This window comes from Caballeronia sp. dw_19 (assembly GCF_018449515.1).
Taxonomy (GTDB): Bacteria; Pseudomonadota; Gammaproteobacteria; order Burkholderiales; family Burkholderiaceae; genus Caballeronia.
In genome coordinates, this window is record NZ_JAAVUQ010000032.1 from 1 (window position 1) to 22,664 (window position 22,664).

Genomic DNA, 22,664 nt, shown 5'->3' on the forward strand with positions numbered 1-22,664 from the left:
GTGCGACACGAAGTCGCTTACAGAAGTTGTTCTCACTTCTCGCGGTATAGAAGGAGTGAACCACCGGTGTCACCCGGTGAATCTAGGAGCCTGAATCAAGAGCGGCTCTGACAACGTAACGAAGCGCCGCAAGGCGCGGGGTATCAATCGCGAGAGGCGTACCCTTCTGGCAGCCATACGCCGGATGAGTGCCAGATAGTCGGTATGGTGAAAACATTTGAATCTGCAGTAGGGTCGTTACGTTGAACGAGCGGAAATGGCTATTGCGCTCGAACCAAAACGGTACCGGAGGTGGGAACAGCGTTTCTCTATTACGCTTTCGTGACCCATGTACCTCCCGGCCCAGAGCAGGCACCTAACCCGACGTACTTCCATAAGCGGAACGTGGAAACCCCGTATCGCTCCCTTCGGGACAGCAGGCTGCGAGGTCTGCCCATGGCGGTGCGGGCACAGGAACGGGGAAAAAGCGAATGCCCGGCTGTAATGGACGGGATACGGGTTGCAACATCACCCGACGCGAAAGCGGGCAGACTTCCTCATGGTCTCTCCTCACCAGAGAGTTTGCAGAACCATCTATACGGGAGGAAAGCAAATGAGTGCAGCAACACGGGCGCGTGCGTCTTCCGGCATGACGTGGGACGGCATCAATTGGGCCAATGTTCAACGCCAGGTAAGAGGGCTACAGACGCGTATGGTGAAGGCGGTACAGGCCGGCCGCCATAACAGGGTGAAAGCCCTGCAATGGCCGCTGACCCACTCGTTCAGCGGCCGTGCATTAGCCGTGAAGCGGGTGACTGAAAACAAAGGCAGGAACACCCCCGGTGTGGACAAGGTAACGTGGAAAACACCGGCGGCAAAGGCCAACGCGATTGCATCGTTGAAGAGGCGGGGTTATTCGCCCCTTCCGCTTCGGAGGGTTTTTATTCTGAAGAAAAACGGCAAGACGAGGCCCCTCGGCATACCCGTGATGCGGTGCAGGGCAATGCAAGCTTTACATTTGCTAGCGCTCGAACCCGTCGCGGAAACCACCGCCGATCTGAATTCTTACGGGTTCAGGCCGGAACGCTCGACGGCTGACGCTGGAGGACAATGCTTCATTTCTCTGGCAAAAAAGGCGAGTGCGGAATGGGTGCTGGAGGCCGACATCCAAGGCTGCTTCGACAAAATTTCCCACGACTGGATGATCGCCAATATCCCCACGGACAAGGTGATTCTAAAGAAGTGGCTCAAAGCGGGATACGTGTATCAAAACGAACTCTTCCCCACTGACGCCGGCACCCCGCAAGGGGGAATTATTTCACCGGTGGCAGCCAACATGACACTCGATGGCCTCGAAGCGATGCTAGCGGAAAAATTCCCGCGAGCGAAACTGAGGGGACTGAAAATGAACATGGTGCGTTATGCGGACGAGTGTGCCACGAAGGCGTAACGAAGGGGAACTTTCGGCGCGCCGTGCTGCATGAGAGATGAGGGACGGCCCCTCGGTGTCGGCGTACAGGCGCAGGCACCAAACCACCCACTGCTGCTGCGTTAAAGAGACGTGGTGGTGAGCGAGATGGGAAAAGGTCGGGCTAGACCCGATCAGGTACGGATCGAAGAGACGAACGAAAGTGAACCGTTGATGATGTGTCGAAAGCGTATACACGATGTCGAAACCATGGTGGAGTCGTTCCCATGGGATAAGCGCGGGGGGCGACCTGCTTACTGCCTGCGCGGCATCCGGCATGAAAGCGGCGTGAAGTCGATCCAGGCTCTTGTGGGGAACGTGGGAACCTGTCACTCCGATGTCAAGGGAGAAGCGCAAGTGGAGGCCCCATGAGCGCGAGAGTACCAATGCGGAGTACAGGGGCGGAGCAAGCCGTAGTAGCGTTGAAGGATCGTAATGGATCTGGAGCGAAGAGCTTGCCCCATTGTGCTGATGACGAGGCAGCAACCGCGGGCGGCGACGCCAGCGGGAGGACTGCTGCGGCGTCGGCAAAGCCGCTTCCCATATGCAAACGCCAGGTATGGGAAACCTATAAACGGGTTAAAGCAAATCGTGGTGCGGCAGGAGTTGATGGGCAGACCCTGACCGAGTTTGACGAGAACGTCGTGGACAATCTCTACAAGCTGTGGAACAGGCTTGCCTCTGGAAGCTATATGCCGCCGGCGGTTCGGCGTGTGGAAATTCCAAAATCTGATGGCGGAGTGCGCCCGCTCGGTATACCCACCGTGTCGGACAGAATCGCTCAGATGGTCGTCAAGCAAGTTCTTGAGCCTGTTCTGGAACCCCTGTTCCATGAAGACTCGTACGGCTATCGACCGGGAAAATCCGCACACCATGCTATTGCGCAGGCGAGGAAGCGTTGTTGGAAGTTTGCATGGGCTGTGGAAATTGACATCAAAGGCTTCTTTGATAACATCGACCACGCCTTGCTGCTGAAGGCAGTGCGACATCACACTCAGGACCGCTGGGTCGTGATGTACATCGAACGCTAGCTGAAGGCGCCGGTGCAAATGCTGGATGGAACAATGTTGGAGCGAACGCGAGGGACGCCGCAGGGTGGTGTCATTAGCCCGCTGTTGGCCAATCTGTTCCTGCACTACGCCTTTGATATGTGGATGCAGCGTCAGTTTGATCAAGTACCCTTTGAACGGTATGCCGATGATGTTGTGTGCCACTGTCGCAGTCAATCGCAGGCCGAATCACTAATTGGTGCTTTGGGCCGGCGGTTCGCGCAATGTGGATTGGAGTTGCATCCGCTGAAGACCCGAGTGGTCTACTGCAAGGATGCTGATCGGCGCGGGAACTACGCCGAAACGAGCTTTGACTTTCTGGGCTATACATTTAGGCCTCGACTGTCCTAGAACCGATGGGGTAAAACCTTCGTCAACTTCAGTCCGGCGATGAGTGCCAAGGCGGGGAAAGCAATTCGTCAAGAGGTCAGGAATTGGAATCTGCAAAATCGCAGTGACAAGTCCCTGTTCGACTTGGCGCATATGTTCAACGCTAAAATCAGAGGGTGGGTAAATTATTACGGTGCGTTCTACAAGTCCGAACTGTACCCCACGCTCAGGCAGATCGATCGCAAACTCGTGTTGTGGCTGACTCGCAAGCATAAGCGTCTTCGCGGGCATCGCCGACGAGCCAGTCACTGGCTCGCACGCGTTGCACGGAAGGAAACGCATCTGTTCGCGCATTGGTCGCTGTTATGGGGACAGGCTTCAATGGGAAGAGCCGGATGAGCGGAGACGTTCACGTCCGGTTCCGTGAGCGCCTCGGGGGGAAGTTCCCCGGGGCGACTCGACTCATTATTACCGGCCACTCGAAAGAGTGGTTGGAGCATGAGGTCAGGCCCGCAGTGGTCGAATTTCTGGCGGAACGCGGGTTGGTCTTATCGCCAGAAAAGACCAGAATAACGCACATCAAGGATGGGTTTGATTTCCTCGGATGGAACATTCGCAAGTACAACGGCAAGCTACTGATGAAGCCGTCGAAAGCGAACGTCAAGGCGCATCTTGACAAAATTCGTGAAATCATCAAGGCCAACAAGACGGCTAAACAGGCGAGCCTGATAAGGCTGCTCAATCCTGTTCTTCGAGGATGGGCGAATTACCACAGCCATGTAGTCGCCAAGAAAGCCTTCGACCGGGTTGATCACGAGGTCTGGTCAATGCTATGGCGATGGGCGGTAAGAAGGAACCCCAACAAAGGAGCCAGATGGGTCAAAGAGAAGTACTTCAAGACCCGAGGCACCCGGAACTGGGTATTGACCGTCACAGAAAAACAAGAGGATGGAACGAAGCGGGAGCTCACCCTGCTGCACAAGTCGGACACGCCAATACAACGGCATGTCGAGATCAAAGCGGGCGCCAATCCGCACGATCTGCAATGGGCGCCGTACTTCGAATCCCGATGGGGTAAGAAGATGCTGAACTCGGTACGAGGTCGCCGTAAGCTGTACCGTGTATGGCTAAGGCAAGATGGCCTGTGTTCTAACTGTCAGCAGCCCATCACAATGAACACCCGCTGGGATGTTACGCATATTGTGACGCAAGCTGATGGCGGGACGGATGCAGCCAGCAACCTCCGAGTGCACCATCTCAATTGCCGTAGAAATCCGCAGTATGCCGGGAAATGAAGTTGTGCTACCGGGTGTCGATAGATGCCTTTGTAGAGGCTTGAGCCGTATGCTCCTAAAGGCGCACGTACGGTTCTTAGGGGGCAGCAGCACAGCAATGCGCTGCTGCTACCCGACCAAGACCATCGATCGATCAAACGAATCGTACGACCAATGCTAGGATTCAAGAGCTTCCGTTGCGCCCGCATCATTTTAGGCGGTATCGAACTCATGCACATGATAGCGAAAGGGCAGATGAAGAGTGACGATGGACGGCGTCGTTCAGTCGCCGAGCAATTCTACGATCTCACGAAATAAGCATTCCTATCCGTTCTGTCTCACCTCCACCTAATTTCCTTACTGCGACAGAACCATCTCGGCCCTGTCGACCGACTTCTTGCCACGCCGATGGGCGATTCCATCGATCGCGTTCACCGGCGGTCTTGGCAATCTCCTGGATGGTTTTGTCGGGCCGATCCTGGTCGGCAGGCTGAAAGAAATGACCAGGAACTTCTCCCTCGTGTTCGCATTGCTGGGAGTGTTGGGCGTTGTCGGTGGACTAGTCATTCTTGCCATCCGGCCAGTTCGGACCGAAGCCCCCGGTCAGAGCGCCGGCACGGATGTGAGGGCGTAGTCCGTTGGATCCCGGATTCAGCACGAGGCCGCTAACCGATTGCCGACAGATCGCTAATCGTCTACTCTGGATTTTCTTCGGATCGAAGCCTTCCAACCATGGGCACACCAGAGCAATGAACATCCCATCCACTTCCGGACTCCCCTGCTTGCAGTTCATCAAACTCGCGCAGCCCGCGGATTTCGTCTGGCTGGTCACGCTCGATCACCACGAGAAACGCAATGCGCTGAGCGTTGCACTGCTCGGCGAAATCGAACAGGTCCTGCTCGCGGCGATGGGCAGCGCAGATGTACGCGTCGTCGTGCTTACCGGGCATGACAACTATTTCAGCGCTGGCGCGGATATCGCCGACATGTCGGCACGCGGCTATGAGGGGTATGCGGACCCGCTGCGACTCGAGCGATGGCGAACAATCGAGACCTTTCCCAAGCCCCTCATTGCCGCGGTCAACGGCTATGCGCTCGGCGGCGGCAACGAACTCGCGATGCTCGCCGACATCGTTGTCGCGGGAAGCACCGCGACGTTCTCGCAGCGCGAGATCACTATCGGCGGATTGCCGGGCGACGGCGGCACACAACGCCTGCCGCGCGTACTCGGCAAGAGCCTTGCCATGAAGATGGTGCTGACGGGCGAAGCACTCTCGGCCATCGACGCCGAGCGCCACGGACTCGTTGCCGAAGTGGTCGATCCTTCACGCACAATAGCGCGCGCTGTCGAGCTGGCGGTGCTGATTGCGGCGCGTGCCCCGCTCTCGGTTCAGCTCGCCAAGCGCGCTGTGCTCGATGCCTTCAACACCACATTGAGCGAGGGGAAGGAGCGCGAGCGAGAAGCCAATCGCGCGGTCTTCGAAACCGAAGACCGCGCCGAAGGGCACCGGGCTTTCGTAGAAAAACGAGCTCCGCGTTTTGTAGGGCGTTGACCTTCAACTCAACCGGGAGACGCGTCGAATTGCCGGAGCTCGACCACCGCGCGCTCATGCAGTCCCCGCGCGATCACCGTCTTGCCGTTGCGCGCCTCGACGCGAAACACGAGACGCCGTCCGCGCACGGTCACGAGCTGCGCGAAGACGTCGACCGTGTCCCCGGCCCTCGCCCCCGCGAGATGATCTATATGGACGGCCGTGCCAACCGTCTCTTCTTCGCTGCTCAGCCCGGGCCGTGCCAATAGCACACACGTGTCTTCCAGCATGAAGATGAGATGCGGCGTGGCAAGCACCGGCAATGGCACCGTGCCATGCGCACCCACGGTGATCGACTCGTCGACGGGCCATGTCTTCGTCAATGACAGGCCTATCTCAAAGCGCCCGTCGATAGGATGCCGGATAGCGGTCTCGTTCAATGTCAGCTCCCGTTGAAGCGCGGCGTCCGGTGCTCGAAGAATGCGCTCACGCCTTCCTGGAAATCCTTCGTCGCCCACAGCGATGTAATCATGTCCTCCTCGGGCACGCTCGCATGTTCGACAGACCCGCTCATCACTTCATCGAAGGCCCGTTTGAATGCCCTCAGTCCCAACGGCGACTTCTGGCTGACCGCCGTGGCCATCTCCTGAGTGAATGCATCCAGCATGGCATCGGGCACGACCCAGTTCAAGAAGCCGATGCGCAACGCCTCACCTGCATCGAACAGGGTATCGGTCATCACCATTGCCTTGACGTACGCGGGCGGTATGAGCCGCAGCAGGCGTCGCAAGTTCTCACGGTCCGCGCAATGTCCTAGTCGCCCGATCGGCACCCCGATGCGCGCGCTCGAACCAGCGATGCGCAAGTCGCAGGCTGCCGCCAACTCGCAGCCTCCGCCTACCGCATAGCCGTGGATCATTGCGATGACCGGAAACGGCGCCTGCTCGATTGCGCGCAATGCCCGGTTCAGCCGGTCAAAATGTTGCTGGGCCGATCCCGGGTCGAACGTTCGCAAGGTGTTCAGGTCCGCGCCCGAAGCGAACGCGCGGTGGCCCGCGCCTCGCAGTACGGCGACGCGTACGTCCGGATCCGCGGCAAGCGAGCCGAAGGTACTCTCGATACTGTCGAGCACATCATCGGAGAGCGCATTGAGCGCGTCGCGGCGGTCGATCGTCACCGTCGCGATCGAACCGTCCATGCGCGCCTGTACGGCAACGTTCGGGGCGAGACGCATGGATTCAGAAGTGTCGGGCATTGCGCACCTCCTCCGTATGCTCGCCTAGTTCCGGTGGATGCAGCCGGATCTCGCACGGCGTACGGCCGAACCTGGCGGGATACCCCAGCGCCGGGATGGACCCGAGTACCGGATGATCCATGTTTATCACCATGTCGTTCGCCCTGACCTGGGGATCGTCGAGCGCCTCGGCGACACTGTTCACTGCGCCCGCAGGCACACGAACCGCCCGCAATAACGCAATCCACTCGGCACGGGTGCGTTGTGCCAGCTTCTCGTTGATCAAGCGGTTCATGAGTTCGCGGTTCGCGACCCTCGCGTCATTGATGACGAACCGTTCGTCGTTCGCGAGTTCATCGAGTGCGAGCGCCTTGCAAAGCCGCTGCCACTCGCGGTCGTTCGACACCTGGATCACGATATGGCCGTCGCTTACCGGATAGAGGCCCGTGGGCGCCATGATCGGGTGATGATTGCCGACAAGGCCCGGCGTCTTGCCTGTTAGCAGGTAAGTGAGGCCGTGAAAGCTCATCAGGTTGATGAGGCTTTGCAGCAGCGACACCTGCACGTGCTGGCCGAGGCCCGACTGGTTGCGTTCGTGCAGGGCAGCCAGGATGCCGAACGCCGCGAACACGCCGGTAAGCAGGTCAGCGAGCGGTAGGCCCGAGCGAATCGGGCCCGAAGCATCTGTTCCGGTGATGCTCATGAGCCCGGAATAAGCCTGGATGACGTTGTCGTAGGAAGGCTCGAGCGCGAGCGGACCGTCAGGACCGTAGCCGTTGATCGAGCAATAGATTAGCGACGGATTCTTCGCCAACAACTCGCTGGCGCCAAGACCGAACGACGACATCACGCCCGGGCGCAAGTTCTGCACGAGCACGTCGGCGTCGGCCGCAAGCGCGTGGGCGAGCTCCACGTCCGCGGGCAGCGTCAGGTCCAGCTCGATGCTGCGCTTGTTGCGGTTCACCGACATGAAATCGATGCGCTCGCCCTCGTAGGTCGGCCCCCAGGCGCGGCCGATCTCGCCACCCGGCCGCTCGATCTTGATGACGTTGGCGCCGAGGTCGCCCATCATCATCGTGCTTTGCGGGCCCGCTCGCGCATGCGTGAAATCGAGGACCTTGATGTTGGAAAGTGGGCCGGGCATGGCTGCTCCTCAGTGAGTGATTTCGGCGGTCTGGAGGCGATTCACGCGCACCCCGAACAACCGGTAGATAACAATGACGACGGTAAAAATGATCAGCATCATCACGATGCCGAGTGCGCACAAGGCCTCGTAATTGCCCGAGGACGAGTAATCGAAAATGGTGGTCGTGATGACCGCCGTGCTACCGACGAAGAGAAAGATCGCCGTCGACAGCTCCCGGAAAGCCGAGATGAAGATCAGCAGCCAGCTGGAAAGCAGCGCGCCGCGCAGGAGCGGCGCGGTAATGAAGCAAAGCACCCGGAAGCGGCTCGCGCCCAGGATGCGCCCAGCGTTTTCCAGGTCGGCCGATAGCGCGCCGATCATCGAGAGACCGTTGGCATACGCGATCGGCAGGAACTGCGTCGCGAACGCGATGATCAGGATCCAGGCCGTGCCGATGAGCTGGATTGGCGGATGCGAATAGGCCGCATAGAAACCGATCGCGAGCACGATGCCCGGCACGACGAAAGGCGCCATCGCGATGAAGCCGAGCACGCCGCTGCCGGGCAGCACGCGCCGGGCGCGCACGTAGGCGACGAGAGTCGCCACCACCACGGCGATGGTCGCGGCCGCGGAACAGTACATGAGGCTGTGTTCGAGCGTGGCGCGGGTCGACGTGCTCTCGACGAAGGTCGCGTAGTACCAGTGCAGCGAGAGATTGTGCGGCGCGAACGGTCCACGTCCCCATGCCCGGGAGAGTGAGACGAGCAACATGGCGCCATAAGGGAGGATCACCGACAGCAGCGGCGGCAGCATTGCAATGACGAGTGCAGGCCAGCGCCAGGCGCCGAGCGGCACGCGCCGGAAGCTTCCGCCCTTGCCTGTGATAAGCGTATAACTGCGCCGGCGCAGGATGCGTTTTTGAGCGACCAGCAGCAAGGCCGTCACGATCAGGAGCGGCATGCCGTACGCGGCCGCCTCGCCAAGACGCGGCGGAAACTCGGAGAACAGCGAGAAAAGCTGGATGGTCATCACGGGCTTTCTTGCTGGAATGAGGATGAAGGCCGGTACCCCGAAAGCTGCGATCGCCTCCAGGAACGAAAGGATGAAACCCGACAGTATCGCGGGCATGGCGAGGGGCAGCGTGATCGAGCGCGTGATGCGAAAGAGCCCGGCACTCAGGGTGCGGGCTGCGTTTTCATACTCGCTCGGCGCTTGTTCGAGCGCGTTCGAAACGAGGCTGAACGGGTACGAGATAGCGTAGATCGCCATCACGAAGATCGCGCCACCCAAGGAGAAGATGTTGACAAGCGGCGTGTCCGCTCCCGTCATGGCTACCCAGATCCGGTTGATCCAGCCCGCGTTTGGGCTGCCAAGAAGAATCCATGCGAGCGCGCCCAGGAACGAAGGCGTGACGAATGAAGCCAGGATCAGCGCACGCACGAGTTTCCTGCAGGGCATGTCGGTACGCGAGATGAGCCACGCGAGGAGCGTTCCCACGATCGTCGCAAGCGCGGCTACGCAGCCGGCAAGCAGCAACGAGTTGAGCACCGCGAGGCGGCTGGATCCATCGCTGAACGCATCGACGTAGTTCTGCACGGTGAGCGCGCTGGTCGCATCCGACTGAAAGCTGATCACGACGAGCCAGCCGAGCGGCAGCAGCACCATCGCCACCAGGAGGAGGGCTGACACGGGCAACAACAGCACGCTGAAGTGGTAGCGCTGAGCGCGAGGCGGCATGCTTTCAGCCTTCGAGAGCAGTGTGGTCGACATGGAAATCTCGCCGTGGGCTGGATTGGAGGAAGGTGGCAAGCGCTTCATATTCCCATCGCCCCACGCCATTTCAATACGGCCTCGGCCGTGCCGGCCGACAGTCGTTCGATCGAACTCTGGTAGGTCTTGATGCTCTTCAGCGCAACGCCGTTGAACGATGGCACGTCGGTCCGAAGCGGAAACCGGTAGGCGTGCGCCATCACCTGCGAATAAACTTTCGACTCTGTGAATTCCATGAAAAGTCGCGCCGCATTCGGATGCTTCGACGTTCTCATGATCCCGGTGTAGCCGAGTGCAAGCACCGCGCCGTCGTCGGGGAACCTGACGTCGATCGGGTTGCCTGCGGCCTCCAGCGAGAATGTGTTGGCGTCCTGGCCGTGCCCGCTCAGGCGCTCGCCCGAGACAATATCGATTCCCGTTCCGAGAATCGAGCGCCCCGCCTTCGGGTTCGTCTTCGCAAGCTGCGTGAAGTAGGAGTCGCCGTATTTGTCGAGCATGGCGATGGTCCAGTTCACCACGTCGCCGGAGAATGCCGGGCTGCCGAAGGTGAGCTTGTCGTTCCATTCGGGGCTCAGGAAATCGGTCCACTTCGCGGGCGGCTGTTTCACCTTGTCGCTGCGGTAGTTGATGATCACCACTTCCACGCCGGCCGCGCGAAACGCCTGGTCCGCATCGACGTTGCGAAACACCGCGTCAAGTGACGCCGCGTTCGACGTACGGAATTCCGCCAGCGCGTTCTGCTTCTTGAGTGCCGGCCAGTGCCCGGCATTGGACGTCACGAACACATCCACTTCCTCGACCTGCGCCTTGATGTCCTGCTGGATGCGCGCATAGACGACTTCGCCGGTTTGCCAGAGCGCATCCACCTCGACACCGGGGTACGTCTGCACGAAGGCCTCGACGACCATTTGCATGGTCGGGCGGTCCAGGAAGCCGCACCACCACACGAGCCGCCCCTCTTTTTTTGCAGCCGCGTAGAGCGCCTCGGTTCCCGCCTGCGCCTGAGCGCGGCCAGCGTTCGACAACAGGCTGCCGCCCGATACCGCCATCGCAGCCGACGTCGCGATGAAGCGGCGGCGCGCCAGATCAGGCGCCGTTTCCTGTCGATTGCTCATGATGAGTTTCTCCCAACGTAATCGATTACGTATGCGTCGAAAATCTTGATCGAGCTAGATGCCCATTGCCGAGCGCCACTTCGCTATCGCATCGGCAGTTCCGGTCGAGAGACGCTCGATCGAGCTCTTGTAGGTCTTCATATTGTCGAGATTCAAACCGCTGAACGAGGGCACGTCTGAGCGGATCGGGAAGCGGCACGCCTTAGTCATCGCCTGCGAGTACTCGCGCGAATCGTTGAACTCCATGAAGAGCCGCGCCGCGTTCGGATGGGGCGCATTCTTCAGGATTCCCGTATATCCGAGCGCGAGGATGGCGTCGTCGTCGGGAAAGCGCACGTCGATAGGATTGCCAGCGCGCTTGAGCAGGAACGTGTTGGCATCCACGCCGTGACCTACCATGCGTTCGCCCGAGAGGATATCGGTGCCCGTACCGAGAATCGAACGGCCGATCTTCGGGTTGCGTTTCGCCAGCTCGATCAGATACTTGTCGCCGTATTTGTCGAGCATGGCGATGGTCCAGTTCACCACGTCGCCGGAGAATGCCGGGCTGCCGAAGGTGAGTTTGTCGTTCCACTCGGGGTTCAGCACGTCGGTCCATTTCGTCGGTGGCTTCTGGACCTTGTCGCTGCGGTAGTTGATGATCACCACTTCCACGCCTGCTGCCCGGAAAGCGTGGTCGGGATCGACCGTCTTGAAGAGCTTGCCGAGCGAGTCGGCGCCCGAGGTCTGGAACTCCACCAGTACGTTCTGCTTTTTCAGCAACGGCCAGTGCCCGGCGTTGGAGGTGCCGAAGACATCGACTTCCCGTACGTTGGCCTTGAGGTCTTGCTGCACGCGTGTAAAGACGATCTCGCCGGTTTGCCAGGTCGCGCTCAAGTCGATGCCGGGATAGGTCGCCATGAAGGCTTCCTTCACCGATTGCATCGCGGGACGATCCAGATGGCCGCACCACCAGACAAGCTGCCCTTCCTTTTTCGCTTCCGCATAAAGCGCCGCGGTATCGACGGGCTGCGCACGCAGCGTCGAAAACGGCGAGAGACCTACGCCCGCGACCACCGCAGTCGCTGCCGCACCGCTGATGAAGTCGCGGCGCGAGCAGCGCATCATACGTTCGGATCCGTCGTTCATGGTCCTGTCTCCTGTCCGCTAAATGCGGAATTTCTTAAAATACGTAATCGATTACGTCAGCATAGGAAAGCATTTAGGATGCGTCAAACAAAGATGCTCTACGGTTTACCCGAGGCCCGTCGAAGCGGCCTCTTCAGCGGTGCCGAGGACTCGCCGGCCGAGAACAACGGCTGCAGCATCACCGACTCCACCGGCACCACCTTCTCGATCTGATCGAATAGCAACCGGACCGATGCATCGGCCATCTGGATGACCGGCTGCTCGACCATGGATATGGACGAGGCCGGCATCCAGTAGGGACTCGTCACGCCGTAGCCGACAAGCGATACATCGTCCGGACACCGAATCAAACCTCGGTGCAGGCCGCGTATTGCCGCGACCATCGGCCAGTTGCCGAGCGCGAGAATGGCGCTTGGACGCTGCCGGGAAGCCATCAGCGCGACGAGGCCTGCTTCACCGGCGTCGCCCGAGCGGCCCGCGTCAATCGATAGACGCGTTTCGTCGAAAACGATGCCGCGCTGCCGGTACGCGTCGCGCACACCCGCGACGCGAGCAAGCGTCGTGCTGTGCTGCATGCCGCCATGGACGATCGCAATCTCGCGATGTCCGAGGGTCCACAGGTGGTCGAAGCCGAGACTTGCCCCTGCGTGGTCGTCGACGATCACATGCGGCGCATCAACGCCCTCGAAGCGGCGATTGACGAGCGTGAGCGGGATGCGCCGCCGCGCCATGGCTTCCACGTTCGCCTGCGCAACCGGCGCGAGGATGATGCCGTCGACGCGCTGGGCGCCAAGCGCATCGAGTATTTCACGCTCGCGCTCGCCGCTTTCCTCGCTGTTGCCGAAGATCACCTGATAACCCTTCTTCAACGCAGCGCGCTGCACATGGCTTGCGAGCACGGCAAAGAACGGATTCTCGATATCGGAGACGACCAGCCCGAGGGTCGCAGTACGGCCGCGTCGCAGGCTGCGCGCGATGCTGTGACCCGAGTAGCCCAGTTCTTCAATCGCTGCAAACACCCGGTCCCGCGTTTCCACACGGACCTTGCGCGTGCCGTTGAGGACATGCGAAACGGTCGCTACCGAGATGCCGGCTCGACTGGCGACGTCCTTGATGGTGGCCGGGTTCGCAAGCATAGGTGCGTGGCGTCCCGGTTACTGGGCCACGACGCGGCAATCGCGCACAGGCAGGTAGACGTCGATCTGCTGGCCCACCTGATAGCGCGTCTCCGGTGGCACGAGTGCGCGAATGCGCGTGCCGTCGGTCAGCTCAACAAGGTAATCCGACGATTCCCCAAGGTATGCCGCCCGCTCGATACGCCCATGAAGCTTGTTCGCCGGTCCGCCTGACGGCGCGCTGCCCAGCGCAACCCGATGCGGCCGTACACAGACGGTCACCGCGATCCCTGCGCGGGCTCCGGATTCGTCAATGGCCTGCAGGCGTGAGCCACCTGTCTGGACGAGCCCCTGCTCGACAAGTTCGCCCGAAAACGTGTTCGCACGCCCGATGAACGACGCCACGAACTGCGTGCGCGGCTGCTCGTAGATCTCGAAGGCCGAACCGATTTGTTCGATGCGGCCCTTGTTCATCACCGCAATCCGGTCCGCGCACACCATGGCTTCAGTCTGGTCGTGGGTCACGTAGATCATTGTGATTCCGGTCGTTTCATGCAGGCGGCGGATCTCGAAGCGCATCTCTTCGCGCAGGTTTGCATCAAGGTTCGAAAGGGGTTCGTCGAGCAACAGGATTTCCGGATCGACGACCAGTGCGCGCGCTAGCGCGATTCGTTGCTGCTGGCCACCGGAAAGCTCGGACGGGTAGCGCTCGGCCAGATGATCGAGCCGCACGGTGCTCAGATGCTGCTTCACGCGGGTAACGATCTGCGCCTTCGGCACGCCTCGCACCTGCAAGCCGAAGGCGACGTTTTCCGCGACCGTCTTATGCGGCCAGATCGCATAACTCTGGAAAATGAGCGACATGCCTCGTCGCTCGGGTGGCACCACCGAGTGGGATGAGGACAGGAGTCGCTCGCCCACCCTGATCTCCCCGGCAGTAGGAGCGATGAACCCGGCTACCAGTTGCAGCGTCGTGCTCTTGCCGCAACCCGAAGGTCCGAGCAACGCGATGACCTCTCCCGTCTTGATATCGAGGTCGATCGAATCGAGCGCGACGACCGGTCCGTAAGTCTTGCGCAAACCCTGAATCGTGATCATCACGCCTCCGTGCGCCATCGGCGCGCTCGCGTCCGCGGCACTCCCGCGCCGCTGTCCCCGTTCAACGCCACATTACTCGGGCGCAATCCACACAGGCAGGCTGGACGGGAGGTTAATCGATTACGTATCGATTGGGTATCACCCTAACACCGCGCGATTTCAGGCGTCAATATCGCGCATACCCGCATCGCGCTCATTTATCGACCAGCGTGGCCGGCGTCAGCCACGCGATGAGCGCGCCGAGCAGCAGGAACGCGGTAAGCGCATACATGCCCGAGTGTCCGCTGTGCGTCGCATCCCTGAGCCAGCCGATCATGTAAGGCGAGAAAAATCCGCCGAGATTACCAAGCGCGGTGATCAGCCCTATGCCGGCCGCCGCTGACGCTCCACCAAGGAACGCCGTCGGCAATGGCCAGAAGAGCGGCGCCGCGGACACCGCTCCGACCGAAGCCACCACGAGCGCGCCGATCGCAAGCACCGTGTTCGACTCGAACTGCACGGCGCCCACGAAACCGATCGCACCGAGCACGAGCGGGATGATGAGATACAGGCGCCGCGCCCGCGTTCGATCGCTGCGAAAGCCGAACACGATCATCGCAATGGCGGCGGCAACATAGGGTATCGCCGTCACTAGACCAATGTTGAGATTACCCTGAATACCTGCACCCTTTACGAGCGTGGGGAGCCACAGGGTGATGCCGTACTGGCCCATCACGAGGCAGAAGTACACGAGCGCCATGAACCATACGCGCGGGTCGGCAAAGAGGCCGCGCATCGATCCATGTGCCACCTTGGTTCGTTCCTCCGCGGCGATGTTGCGATCGAGCAGCGCCTTCTCGGTGTTGTCGAGCCAGCGGGCGTCGCGGATGCCGTCGTCGAGCCAGAACATGGCGACGATACCCAGCACGACCGCCGGCAAACCTTCGAGGAGAAACAGCCAGCGCCAGCCGGCAAGGCCTGCCGAGCCGTGAAAACTGTCGAGGATCCAGCCCGACATCGGACCACCCAGGATACCGGCGATGGGCATGGCAGCCATGAAGGTCGCGATGATCTTCGAACGACGCTGCGCCGGATACCAGTACGTGAGGTACAGGATGACGCCGGGAAAGAACCCAGCTTCAGCGATGCCCAGCAGCGAGCGCAACACATAGAACTGCATCGGCGACTGCACGAACATGAAGGCTCCCGAGATCAGCCCCCACGTGATCATGATCCGCGCGATCCACTTGCGGGCGCCGACCTTGTACAGGATGAGGTTGCTCGGAACCTCGAAGGCCGCATAGAAAAGAAAGAAGATCCCCGCGCCGAGGCCGTATACGGTCTCGCTGAAATGCAGGTCGGTTGCCATCTGCAGCTTGGCGAACCCCACGTTCACACGGTCAAGATAGGCGACCACGTAGCACAGCGTGAGAAACGGCAAGATGCGCCACGTCACCTTGCGATAGGTCGACACTTCTTCGTCGACGAGGGTCGTACTTGCGACCTGTTGATTCAGCATGACGTCTCCCGATGTCCGTGGTGTATTCCGTGCTGCGTGCTACGCTTGGCGGCATTGCGCCGCAACCGGCGCCCTTGCAGCTGCTTCGTCCGCGCCATGAAACGAACAAAAACCACTCAGCCCGAACCAGCCATCGCCATTGGCAGGACCAAACTCAAGGACGTGGCAGACCGTGCCGGCGTGTCCATTTCCACCGTGTCGCGCGTGATGAATTCGCCGCACATGGTTCGCGAGGCAGTACGCGAGAACGTGGAGCGCGTCCTTGCCGAACTCGGCTATTTCCCCGATCCCGCGGCGCGCGCGCTTTCTTCGAAACGCATGAACACGATCGGCATCATCGTGCCGATACTCGGAACTGCGATATTTTCCGACTGGGTCGTCGCCCTGCAAAAGCGTCTCGACGAGCACGGTTTTTCGCTGCTCATATCCAGCTCCGAGTACGACCCTCCGAAGGAATACGAGGACCTTCTCGTACTGCTGAATCGGGGTGTCGACGGCATTATCCTGATCGGTGACAACCACCTGCCCGAGACCTACGCGTTACTGAGCCGGCGCAACGTGCCCGCGCTCTGCGCGTTCACCCATCATTCATCAGGCGGCCTGCCCTGCGTCGGGTTCGACCATCGGGCGGCTGCACGCGAGCTTGCCGAATACCTCATTCGCATCGGCCATCGCGAGATCGGCGTGATCGCCAGCCCGTTTGTCCACAACGACCGCATCCAGGCACGCGTCCAGGGCGTACGTGACGCGATTTCCGGCGCGGGTCTCGCGCTCCCCGAAAGCCGGCTCGTCGAGGTGCCCTACTCGATCGAAGACGGCCGCCGCGCCTTTGCGCGACTGATCAATAACGAGCCGAAGCTCACGGCAATCATGTGCATGACCGACATCCTCGCTTTTGGCGCGACGCTCGAAGCGACCCGCCTCGGCTACCGCATTCCCGACCATGTCACGCTGACCGGCTTCGACGATCTCGAATTCGCCCGCCATCTCATTCCGCCACTCACCACCGTGCGTGTTGCCGCACGCGAGATAGGTTCGCTGTGCGCCGATCGCATCGTGCAGGCCCTTGCCAATGAATCCGTGCCGTTGACGCTGGTTGCAACGGAAGCATTGATCCGCGCATCATCGGCGCCGCCGCGCATTTAAGTACCTGATGACAGGTCTCCCAGCCGCGCCCTAAGTACGCCGTCCGGCTCGTTGCGATCAAGCAGCAGGTTGTATTCGTAAGCCGGGTCCGACTCCGGAAAGTCGCGACGGTAGTGACCGCCGCGACTTTCCCGGCGAGCGAGCGCCGACGTCGCCATCAGCTCGCCCACATCCGCCAGGTTATCGAGTTCGATCGCATGGACGAGATCCTCCGGCGTATCAATGCGGGCGCGTTGCAACAGCCGTTGCCGGATATCGCGGCAAACGTCCTTAAAGCGAGATAATCCTGCCTTGTCACGAATGATCAGCAAGTGACGGTTCGCCGCGACTTGCAATTCGCCGCGCAGATCCGCAAGCGATTCGCTGCCGTCGCCTTTGAATCTCGCCATGAAGGCTTGATGCTCACGATCAATGTCCTGCGCCATGCGATGATCCATCCCGCGCGCGCGTCGGGCCGCTGCAATCCCCGCACGCCGGCCGAACACCTGGCACGTCATCGCCATGTTGCCGCCGAGCCGGTCGGCGCCGTGCGGGCCTGCTGCCACTTCGCCGGCCGCGAAAAGTCCCCTCAGGTTCGATTCGGCATCCGAATCGATATACAGGCCACCGTTGATTGCATGCGCCGAGCAAGTAATCTGGACCTTGTCGCGGTACAGGTCGACACCGCGCTGCTTGTACCACTCGTAAGTCAGCGGCCACATCTTGGCAATGCTGCGGCTGCTGTCCTTCAGGATCGCGTCGAAGTCGCGTCCGACAAAGTCCATATACACGCCGCCTTCGGGCGTGCCACGGCCATCGTTGATCGCCTGCTGGATCGAGATCTCGACGTAGCGCGAGATGTCGCTCGCGCTGAACGGGAAATGCCGCTCCTTCTGCCTGATGACGTCGTCCAGCTCGATTCCGCGCGGGAGGTAGTCGGCGAGGAAGGGGTTGCCGTCGCGATCGGTGAGATTGGGCCGTGCATCCCACAGATAATTGCCGAACAGGTTGATAAAGGGCGTCAGCACGCTTACGCCAGCCTGCATGAACTCAAGGTTCACGAGCCGTGCGCCCGCGCGGTGAGCCATCGCATAGCCGTCGCCGGTGATGTCCGACGGGTACAGGTTCTTCGCGAACAGCTGGCTTGCACCGCCCGTTGTCAGGATGGTCGACTTTGCGCGAATCACGACCGGCTTACCATCGGCATCGATGGCGTGCGCGCCCAGGCACTCACCGTCGCGGGCGATCAGGTTGACGATCATCAGCCGGTCCATCACCTTGATGCCGCGCCGTGTCGCTTCCGTGCCTAGCGCCTTGAGGATAGGCTTGAAATGGTCCTGGATGACATGGGAGCGCGGTTTGGACGAGAAGCAGGCGCGGAACACGAGATACTTGTCGCCGGCGCGCTCGAAATGGACGCCGTAGTGTTCCAGGTAGCGCAGCGTGTCGGTGGCTTCGTTTGCCAGGATTGCAGAGAGGCGCGGGTCGGCCATGCCCTGCGCCGCCGTCAGGATATCGTTCAGGAATACTTCGGGGTTGTCCTCGGCGTCACCCGCGCCATCCGGCACATTGAACGCGCCGATTTCGGCCACACTGTGGAAGGTCGCCCCGCTCTTCCTGAATTCACCCTTAATCACCGCAAGCACCGAGGCTCCGGCCGAATCGGCTTCGAGCGCGGCACGCAATGCGGCGCCGCCGCTGCCGACAATCAACACGTCCGTCGTGACTTCCCTTGCTTCGCTGGTCATCTCGCTTCGTTCCTTCAAATGAAATGCGTCGCCTTCATCGTGGCGAGTGCCGGACTGACGCGCACGTCGAACGGGATCAGGTCGAGCACTTGCGTGCGCATGTCTACGCCAGGCGCGAGTTCTTCGAGCATCAGCCCATCGCGCTGCAGCGAGAACACTGCGCGTTCGGTCACGTAAAGCACCCGTTGGCCCTTTCGCAATGCTTCGCGCCCGTTGAACGTGACCTGCTCGACCTGCGGCACGAACTTCGAGAACTTGCCTTCCGCACGAATGCACAATTGCGCGTCGGTTATGTCGATCTCTGCGCCACCGGCCGAGAATGTTCCGCAGAACACGACCTTCGCGGTCTTGTGGGTGATGTCGATGAAGCCGCCGCACCCCGGGATGATGCCGTTGAACTTGCTCACGTTGACATTGCCGCTGGCGTCGATCTGACCGAAGCCGAGGAACGTCACGTCCAGCCCGCCGCCCTGAAAATATTCGAACACCTGGGTCGAATCGACGATGGTCTCGGGATTGATGTTGGTGCCGAAGATCGCCCGCTCGCCGGGTATGCCGCCTACCGAGCCGTGCTCGGGAAAAAACACCGCATGGTCACCCTGGCCGCGCTCTACCAGCAGCTTCGGAATCTCGACCGGTATGCCGACGCCCAGGTTCACGACCTGGTGCTCTTCAACCTCGTCAGCCGCGCGATTGACCACGATGCGTGCGAGTCCCGGCGGCACGACGCCGATGTGCTTCACCGGCAAGCGGGTTTGTCCCGTCAGCGCCGGATTGAGCCGCGCGCCGCCCGACACTTCCTGCTCGGGGTCCACCACTACCGCATCGACGTAGATGCCAGGAATCTCAACCATGCGCGGATGCAGCGTGCCGCCCTGCGTCATGCGAGCGACCTGCACGATCACCTTGCCGCCCGAGTTCTTCGCCGCCATTGCCAGCGTCTTCACGCCGAGCGAGACCGGTTCATGCTCGAGACTGATGTTGCCGTGTTCGTCAGCGGTCGTTCCGCGCAGGAAAGCCACCTGGATACGCGGCAATTCGTAGCGCAGATAAGCTTCGCCTTCGATATCGACACGACGCGCAAGAGATCCCTCGCAGCGCGAATTCATCCTGCCGCCTTCGAGTTCCGGATCGACGAACGTGTGCAGGCCAACTTGCGTGAACGTCGCCTTCTTGCCTGCGGCGGTGTCGCGCAACATCTGGAACAGCGTGCCCATCGGCGCGACATGCGCTTCGAACGCGTTGTCCTTCAGCAATTGCGTGTAGCGCGAGGTCTTGAGGTAACTAAAGCCGCTGCCGATTGCGCGCCTGACCATACCGGGCTGCGCGAGATGTTCAAGCCCCTTGCCGACTCCCATGCCGACGATGATCGGGTGGATCTCCACGAGGTCCCGCGGAGCACCCGTCTGCGCGAAGCGCTCTCCGAGCGCCTTGAGGAGGGTTTCCGGCGACAGGATGTTTTCACATCCGCAGATCGCGAGCGTATCGCCATCGTTCACTAGGCAGGCCGCCTGTTCCGCGCTGAGAATCTCGACTTTCTTCATGCTTTTTCGCATCCTAGCGATGGAATATTTCGTCTGAAAGCGTTTTCAACATTAATCGAGTATAAGACTGGAAATTCCATCATGTCGAAATTTATTGATCAAGGAAAACCCCAATACGTCCAACAATATGCCTGATTGCATGGAGCAACAGAGCCGCGTAGCATCTTTTATGTCGGCAGTAAAATCCTGCAAACGCTTTCATAATCTATCGAAAATATCAACGATATCCACCCCAAAGGACTCAGTCATGGAACGCATGCACGCGCAGGTCGGCGACACCGTAACCTTCTCCAAGACCGTCACCGAATCGGATACCTACCTCTTCGCGGGCATCTCGGGCGACTTCTCGAACAACCATGTGAACGAAGAATTCATGAAGCAGTCGATCTACGGGCGGCGCATCGTCCATGGTGCATTGTTGATCGGCTTCATGTCGACCGCGTCCACCCGGATGCAGGAACAGAGCCTTTCGAAAGGCATCTGTACCACCCCCGTTTCCCTCGGCTACGACGGCATCCGATTCCTGAAGCCGGTGTTCTTCGGCGATACCGTGACGGTTGTCTACCGCGTCGCCGTGCTCGATCACGAGCGCCTCAGGACCGTCGCCGACATGGAAGTCCTGAACCAGCACAAAGAGCTCGTCGCGGTCGGCAAGCACATCACGAAGTGGGTCGTGAACGTGAATGCCGACTGAGCGCACCCCCGCTGGCTACTTAATACCCAGCAGGTTCGGCAGGAAGCGCGGGATCTGCGGGAACACGATGATCAGCATCAGGTCCACCGCCAGCGCGAAGATGAACGGCAGGATCGCGCGGGTCGCTTTCTCAACGGACACGCCCCCAATGGACGCCGCCGTGAAGAGGCAGAACCCGATCGGCGGCAGGTTGATGCCGATCGCCGAATTCACGAGCACGATCACCCCGAACACGACCGGATCGATGTGCATCTGGATAACCAGCGGCAGGAACACCGGGATCACCACGGCAATGCTCGAGATGGTTTCAAGCACTGAGTGGATCGCAATCAGGAACAGGTTGATCAGGATCAGCAGGATGATCGCGCTCGTGGTGATGGACAGAAAGCTGTTTGCCACATGCAGCGGAATCTGCGCTTCGATCAGGTAGCGGCCGAGGACGAACGCGAGACCGAGCAGGAAAGAGACGCGTGTCGTGTTGACGGCGGTACGTGTGAGGATATCCTTGAAATGCGAGAGCTTCAGTGTCCTGAATATCAGCGTACTCACGAGCGTCACATAGACCGCCGCTACCACGCCTGCCTCGACCGGCGTGAAGATCCCGCCCAGGATGCCGCCAAGGATGATGATCGGCGTGAGCAGCGCCCAGAACGCTTCCTTGAACGTGATCCAGAGCTTCTTCGCCGAGAACGGTTCAACCGCTGTGTAGTTCTGGCGTACGGCAGTCACGTAGTTGACGAGCATGAACGAGGCGACCACGAGCAGCATCGGCAGCATGCCCGCAATGAACATTGTCCCCACCGACACATTCGCGGTATAGGCATACACGAGCATGCTCATCGACACGGGCGAGAGCAGCCCGAGCGAGCCCGCCGCCGATTGCAAGGCGACCGCGAAAGGACGCGCATAACCCTTCTTGACCATGCCCGGGATCATGACGGACCCGATGGCTGCGGTATCGGCTGTGGCGGAGCCGGACAGGTCGGCGAAGAACATGCTGGCGACGATGGTCACCTGCCCGATGCCGCCACGCATGAAACCGACCAGCGCCTGCGAGAAATCGATGATGCGCCGCGACACCCCGCCCGAGTCCATGATCGCGCCGGTCAACATGAAGAAAGGAATGGCGAGCAGTCCGACGTTGTTGAGATTCGAAAAGAGCTGCTGCGGAATGATGAGCAGCGGCGTGCCGTTGACCGACAGCGCGACTGTCGCCGCGATCCCGATGCAGATGGCGACCGGTACGCCCAGGCAGAGAAGTCCGGCGCCCAAAGCAAGTGCCCACATGATGTTAAGCCTCAGATATGTTCGGAGACGCCGGCCGCAATCGACGGCCGCACCTGCGCACCGGGCGCGAGATGCGAAACCGCGATGCGCACGGCCGAGTGGAAGACCAGCAATGCGCCGCACACGGGGATCGACAGATACGGGTACACCATCGAGATCGGTAGCGAAGCCGCCGTCTCCGTGCCCATCAGGTCGAGCATGTCGCCACCATAGGCCACGAAAACTGCGCCGAGCGCGAGGATCGCGCAGTCGATCAGGTCTGCAAGCAAGTGCGAGAGCGCTGGCGGACAGCGATCGGCGAGGATGCGCACTTCGGGATGCACGCGCAACTTGACGCCCGCTGCGGCGCCGAGGCAGGTGAGCCAGACGAACAGGTACGCCGCCAGTTCATCCGACCAGGAAAGCGAGTTGTGCAGCACGAAGCGGAAGATCACGCCGAGCCCGGCCACGACCACCATCGCCAGGAGGAGGCCGCCGCACAGGAACAACGTGAGCTTGAGCACGAGGTCGTCGATGCGGAGCAGGCCGCGGGCAAGCTTGTCCATGATGG

At 60.7% G+C, this 22,664-nt stretch carries 19 protein-coding genes and 3 pseudogenes; 9 read left to right on the plus strand and 13 right to left on the minus strand.

Annotated elements, in window-relative coordinates:
* Positions 1 to 592: 592 nt before the first annotated feature.
* From HB376_RS30630 to HB376_RS30665, 7 genes and pseudogenes are all read left to right on the plus strand, one after another.
* Positions 593 to 1,411 (plus strand): annotated as a pseudogene (locus HB376_RS30630) (reverse transcriptase N-terminal domain-containing protein); the annotation flags it as partial.
* Between the two features lie 728 nt (positions 1,412 to 2,139).
* Positions 2,140 to 2,847 (plus strand): annotated as a pseudogene (gene ltrA, locus HB376_RS41305) (group II intron reverse transcriptase/maturase).
* Positions 2,848 to 2,886: 39 nt separating this feature from the next.
* On the plus strand, positions 2,887 to 3,225 hold the full coding sequence (locus HB376_RS41810) for a group II intron maturase-specific domain-containing protein (RefSeq protein ID WP_213767423.1): 339 nt from the start codon (positions 2,887 to 2,889) through the stop codon (positions 3,223 to 3,225).
* Positions 3,222 to 4,121, plus strand: a complete 900-nt coding sequence (locus tag HB376_RS30650; RefSeq protein ID WP_213767424.1) for a group II intron maturase-specific domain-containing protein — start codon at positions 3,222 to 3,224, stop codon at positions 4,119 to 4,121. The genes HB376_RS41810 and HB376_RS30650 overlap by 4 nt, the downstream gene beginning before the upstream one ends.
* 75 nt (positions 4,122 to 4,196) lie before the next feature.
* Positions 4,197 to 4,418, plus strand: a pseudogene (locus HB376_RS30655) (DDE-type integrase/transposase/recombinase); the annotation flags it as partial.
* A gap of 79 nt (positions 4,419 to 4,497) precedes the next feature.
* On the plus strand, positions 4,498 to 4,734 hold the full coding sequence (locus tag HB376_RS30660) for a hypothetical protein (protein WP_213767425.1): 237 nt from the start codon (positions 4,498 to 4,500) through the stop codon (positions 4,732 to 4,734).
* 148 nt (positions 4,735 to 4,882) lie between these two features.
* Positions 4,883 to 5,653, plus strand: a complete 771-nt coding sequence (locus HB376_RS30665; RefSeq protein WP_255631644.1) for an enoyl-CoA hydratase-related protein — start codon at positions 4,883 to 4,885, stop codon at positions 5,651 to 5,653.
* Positions 5,654 to 5,661: 8 nt separating this feature from the next.
* On the opposite strand, the gene HB376_RS30670 is transcribed toward HB376_RS30665, so the two are convergent.
* From HB376_RS30670 to HB376_RS30710, 9 genes are all read right to left on the minus strand, one after another.
* Positions 5,662 to 6,072, minus strand: coding sequence for a hotdog domain-containing protein (locus HB376_RS30670; RefSeq protein ID WP_213767427.1), 411 nt, complete (start codon positions 6,070 to 6,072; stop codon positions 5,662 to 5,664).
* Between the two features lie 2 nt (positions 6,073 to 6,074).
* A complete protein-coding gene (locus HB376_RS30675) occupies positions 6,075 to 6,887 on the minus strand; it encodes an enoyl-CoA hydratase-related protein (protein WP_213767428.1) in 813 nt (270 codons plus the stop codon).
* Positions 6,871 to 8,010 carry a CoA transferase gene (locus HB376_RS30680; protein WP_213767429.1) on the minus strand — a complete coding sequence of 380 codons (1,140 nt, stop codon included), beginning with the start codon at positions 8,008 to 8,010 and terminating at the stop codon, positions 6,871 to 6,873. The genes HB376_RS30675 and HB376_RS30680 overlap by 17 nt, the downstream gene beginning before the upstream one ends.
* A 9-nt stretch (positions 8,011 to 8,019) precedes the next feature.
* Complete coding sequence (locus HB376_RS30685) at positions 8,020 to 9,762, minus strand: iron ABC transporter permease (RefSeq protein WP_213767430.1); 1,743 nt, start codon at positions 9,760 to 9,762, stop codon at positions 8,020 to 8,022.
* A 44-nt stretch (positions 9,763 to 9,806) separates the two neighbouring features.
* Complete coding sequence (locus tag HB376_RS30690) at positions 9,807 to 10,877, minus strand: extracellular solute-binding protein (RefSeq protein ID WP_213767431.1); 1,071 nt, start codon at positions 10,875 to 10,877, stop codon at positions 9,807 to 9,809.
* 54 nt (positions 10,878 to 10,931) lie between these two features.
* Positions 10,932 to 12,005, minus strand: a complete 1,074-nt coding sequence (locus HB376_RS30695) for an extracellular solute-binding protein (protein ID WP_213767493.1) — start codon at positions 12,003 to 12,005, stop codon at positions 10,932 to 10,934.
* A gap of 98 nt (positions 12,006 to 12,103) precedes the next feature.
* Positions 12,104 to 13,141 carry a LacI family DNA-binding transcriptional regulator gene (locus tag HB376_RS30700; RefSeq protein WP_213767432.1) on the minus strand — a complete coding sequence of 346 codons (1,038 nt, stop codon included), beginning with the start codon at positions 13,139 to 13,141 and terminating at the stop codon, positions 12,104 to 12,106.
* 18 nt (positions 13,142 to 13,159) lie between these two features.
* Positions 13,160 to 14,218, minus strand: a complete 1,059-nt coding sequence (locus tag HB376_RS30705) for an ABC transporter ATP-binding protein (RefSeq protein WP_213767433.1) — start codon at positions 14,216 to 14,218, stop codon at positions 13,160 to 13,162.
* 193 nt (positions 14,219 to 14,411) lie between these two features.
* Entirely contained in the window at positions 14,412 to 15,716 is a 1,305-nt protein-coding gene (locus HB376_RS30710) for an MFS transporter (RefSeq protein ID WP_213767434.1), read from the minus strand.
* A 96-nt stretch (positions 15,717 to 15,812) separates the two neighbouring features.
* Here HB376_RS30710 and HB376_RS30715 point away from each other — a divergent pair, with 96 nt between their 5' ends.
* Complete coding sequence (locus HB376_RS30715) at positions 15,813 to 16,862, plus strand: LacI family DNA-binding transcriptional regulator (protein ID WP_213767435.1); 1,050 nt, start codon at positions 15,813 to 15,815, stop codon at positions 16,860 to 16,862.
* Here the strand turns inward: HB376_RS30715 and HB376_RS30720 are convergent.
* Positions 16,859 to 18,589 carry an FAD-binding protein gene (locus tag HB376_RS30720; protein WP_213767436.1) on the minus strand — a complete coding sequence of 577 codons (1,731 nt, stop codon included), beginning with the start codon at positions 18,587 to 18,589 and terminating at the stop codon, positions 16,859 to 16,861. The genes HB376_RS30715 and HB376_RS30720 overlap by 4 nt on opposite strands.
* Before the next feature lie 14 nt (positions 18,590 to 18,603).
* Complete coding sequence (locus HB376_RS30725; RefSeq protein ID WP_213767437.1) at positions 18,604 to 20,133, minus strand: CoA-transferase; 1,530 nt, start codon at positions 20,131 to 20,133, stop codon at positions 18,604 to 18,606.
* A 247-nt stretch (positions 20,134 to 20,380) separates the two neighbouring features.
* On the opposite strand from HB376_RS30725, the gene HB376_RS30730 reads away from it, so the two are divergent.
* Complete coding sequence (locus tag HB376_RS30730) at positions 20,381 to 20,827, plus strand: MaoC/PaaZ C-terminal domain-containing protein (RefSeq protein WP_213767438.1); 447 nt, start codon at positions 20,381 to 20,383, stop codon at positions 20,825 to 20,827.
* Between the two features lie 15 nt (positions 20,828 to 20,842).
* On the opposite strand, the gene HB376_RS30735 is transcribed toward HB376_RS30730, so the two are convergent.
* Both HB376_RS30735 and HB376_RS30740 read right to left on the minus strand, forming a co-directional pair.
* Positions 20,843 to 22,114, minus strand: a complete 1,272-nt coding sequence (locus tag HB376_RS30735; RefSeq protein WP_213767439.1) for a TRAP transporter large permease — start codon at positions 22,112 to 22,114, stop codon at positions 20,843 to 20,845.
* A gap of 11 nt (positions 22,115 to 22,125) precedes the next feature.
* Complete coding sequence (locus HB376_RS30740; protein WP_213767440.1) at positions 22,126 to 22,659, minus strand: TRAP transporter small permease; 534 nt, start codon at positions 22,657 to 22,659, stop codon at positions 22,126 to 22,128.
* Positions 22,660 to 22,664 lie beyond the last annotated feature (5 nt).

Excerpts from the sequence above, each read along its gene's own strand:
- HB376_RS41810 (WP_213767423.1), top strand. The coding sequence starts at position 2,887 with ATGAGTGCCAAGGCGGGGAAAGCAATTCGTCAAGAGGTCAGGAATTGG.
- HB376_RS30650 (WP_213767424.1), top strand. The coding sequence starts at position 3,222 with ATGAGCGGAGACGTTCACGTCCGGTTCCGTGAGCGCCTCGGGGGGAAG.
- HB376_RS30675 (WP_213767428.1), bottom strand. The coding sequence starts at position 6,887 with ATGCCCGACACTTCTGAATCCATGCGTCTCGCCCCGAACGTTGCCGTA.
- HB376_RS30680 (WP_213767429.1), bottom strand. The coding sequence starts at position 8,010 with ATGCCCGGCCCACTTTCCAACATCAAGGTCCTCGATTTCACGCATGCG.
- HB376_RS30685 (WP_213767430.1), bottom strand. The coding sequence starts at position 9,762 with ATGTCGACCACACTGCTCTCGAAGGCTGAAAGCATGCCGCCTCGCGCT.
- HB376_RS30690 (WP_213767431.1), bottom strand. The coding sequence starts at position 10,877 with ATGAGCAATCGACAGGAAACGGCGCCTGATCTGGCGCGCCGCCGCTTC.
- HB376_RS30695 (WP_213767493.1), bottom strand. The coding sequence starts at position 12,005 with ATGAACGACGGATCCGAACGTATGATGCGCTGCTCGCGCCGCGACTTC.
- HB376_RS30700 (WP_213767432.1), bottom strand. The coding sequence starts at position 13,141 with ATGCTTGCGAACCCGGCCACCATCAAGGACGTCGCCAGTCGAGCCGGC.
- HB376_RS30705 (WP_213767433.1), bottom strand. The coding sequence starts at position 14,218 with ATGATCACGATTCAGGGTTTGCGCAAGACTTACGGACCGGTCGTCGCG.
- HB376_RS30710 (WP_213767434.1), bottom strand. The coding sequence starts at position 15,716 with ATGCTGAATCAACAGGTCGCAAGTACGACCCTCGTCGACGAAGAAGTG.
- HB376_RS30715 (WP_213767435.1), top strand. The coding sequence starts at position 15,813 with ATGAAACGAACAAAAACCACTCAGCCCGAACCAGCCATCGCCATTGGC.
- HB376_RS30720 (WP_213767436.1), bottom strand. The coding sequence starts at position 18,589 with ATGACCAGCGAAGCAAGGGAAGTCACGACGGACGTGTTGATTGTCGGC.
- HB376_RS30725 (WP_213767437.1), bottom strand. The coding sequence starts at position 20,133 with ATGAAGAAAGTCGAGATTCTCAGCGCGGAACAGGCGGCCTGCCTAGTG.
- HB376_RS30730 (WP_213767438.1), top strand. The coding sequence starts at position 20,381 with ATGGAACGCATGCACGCGCAGGTCGGCGACACCGTAACCTTCTCCAAG.
- HB376_RS30735 (WP_213767439.1), bottom strand. The coding sequence starts at position 22,114 with ATGTGGGCACTTGCTTTGGGCGCCGGACTTCTCTGCCTGGGCGTACCG.
- HB376_RS30740 (WP_213767440.1), bottom strand. The coding sequence starts at position 22,659 with ATGGACAAGCTTGCCCGCGGCCTGCTCCGCATCGACGACCTCGTGCTC.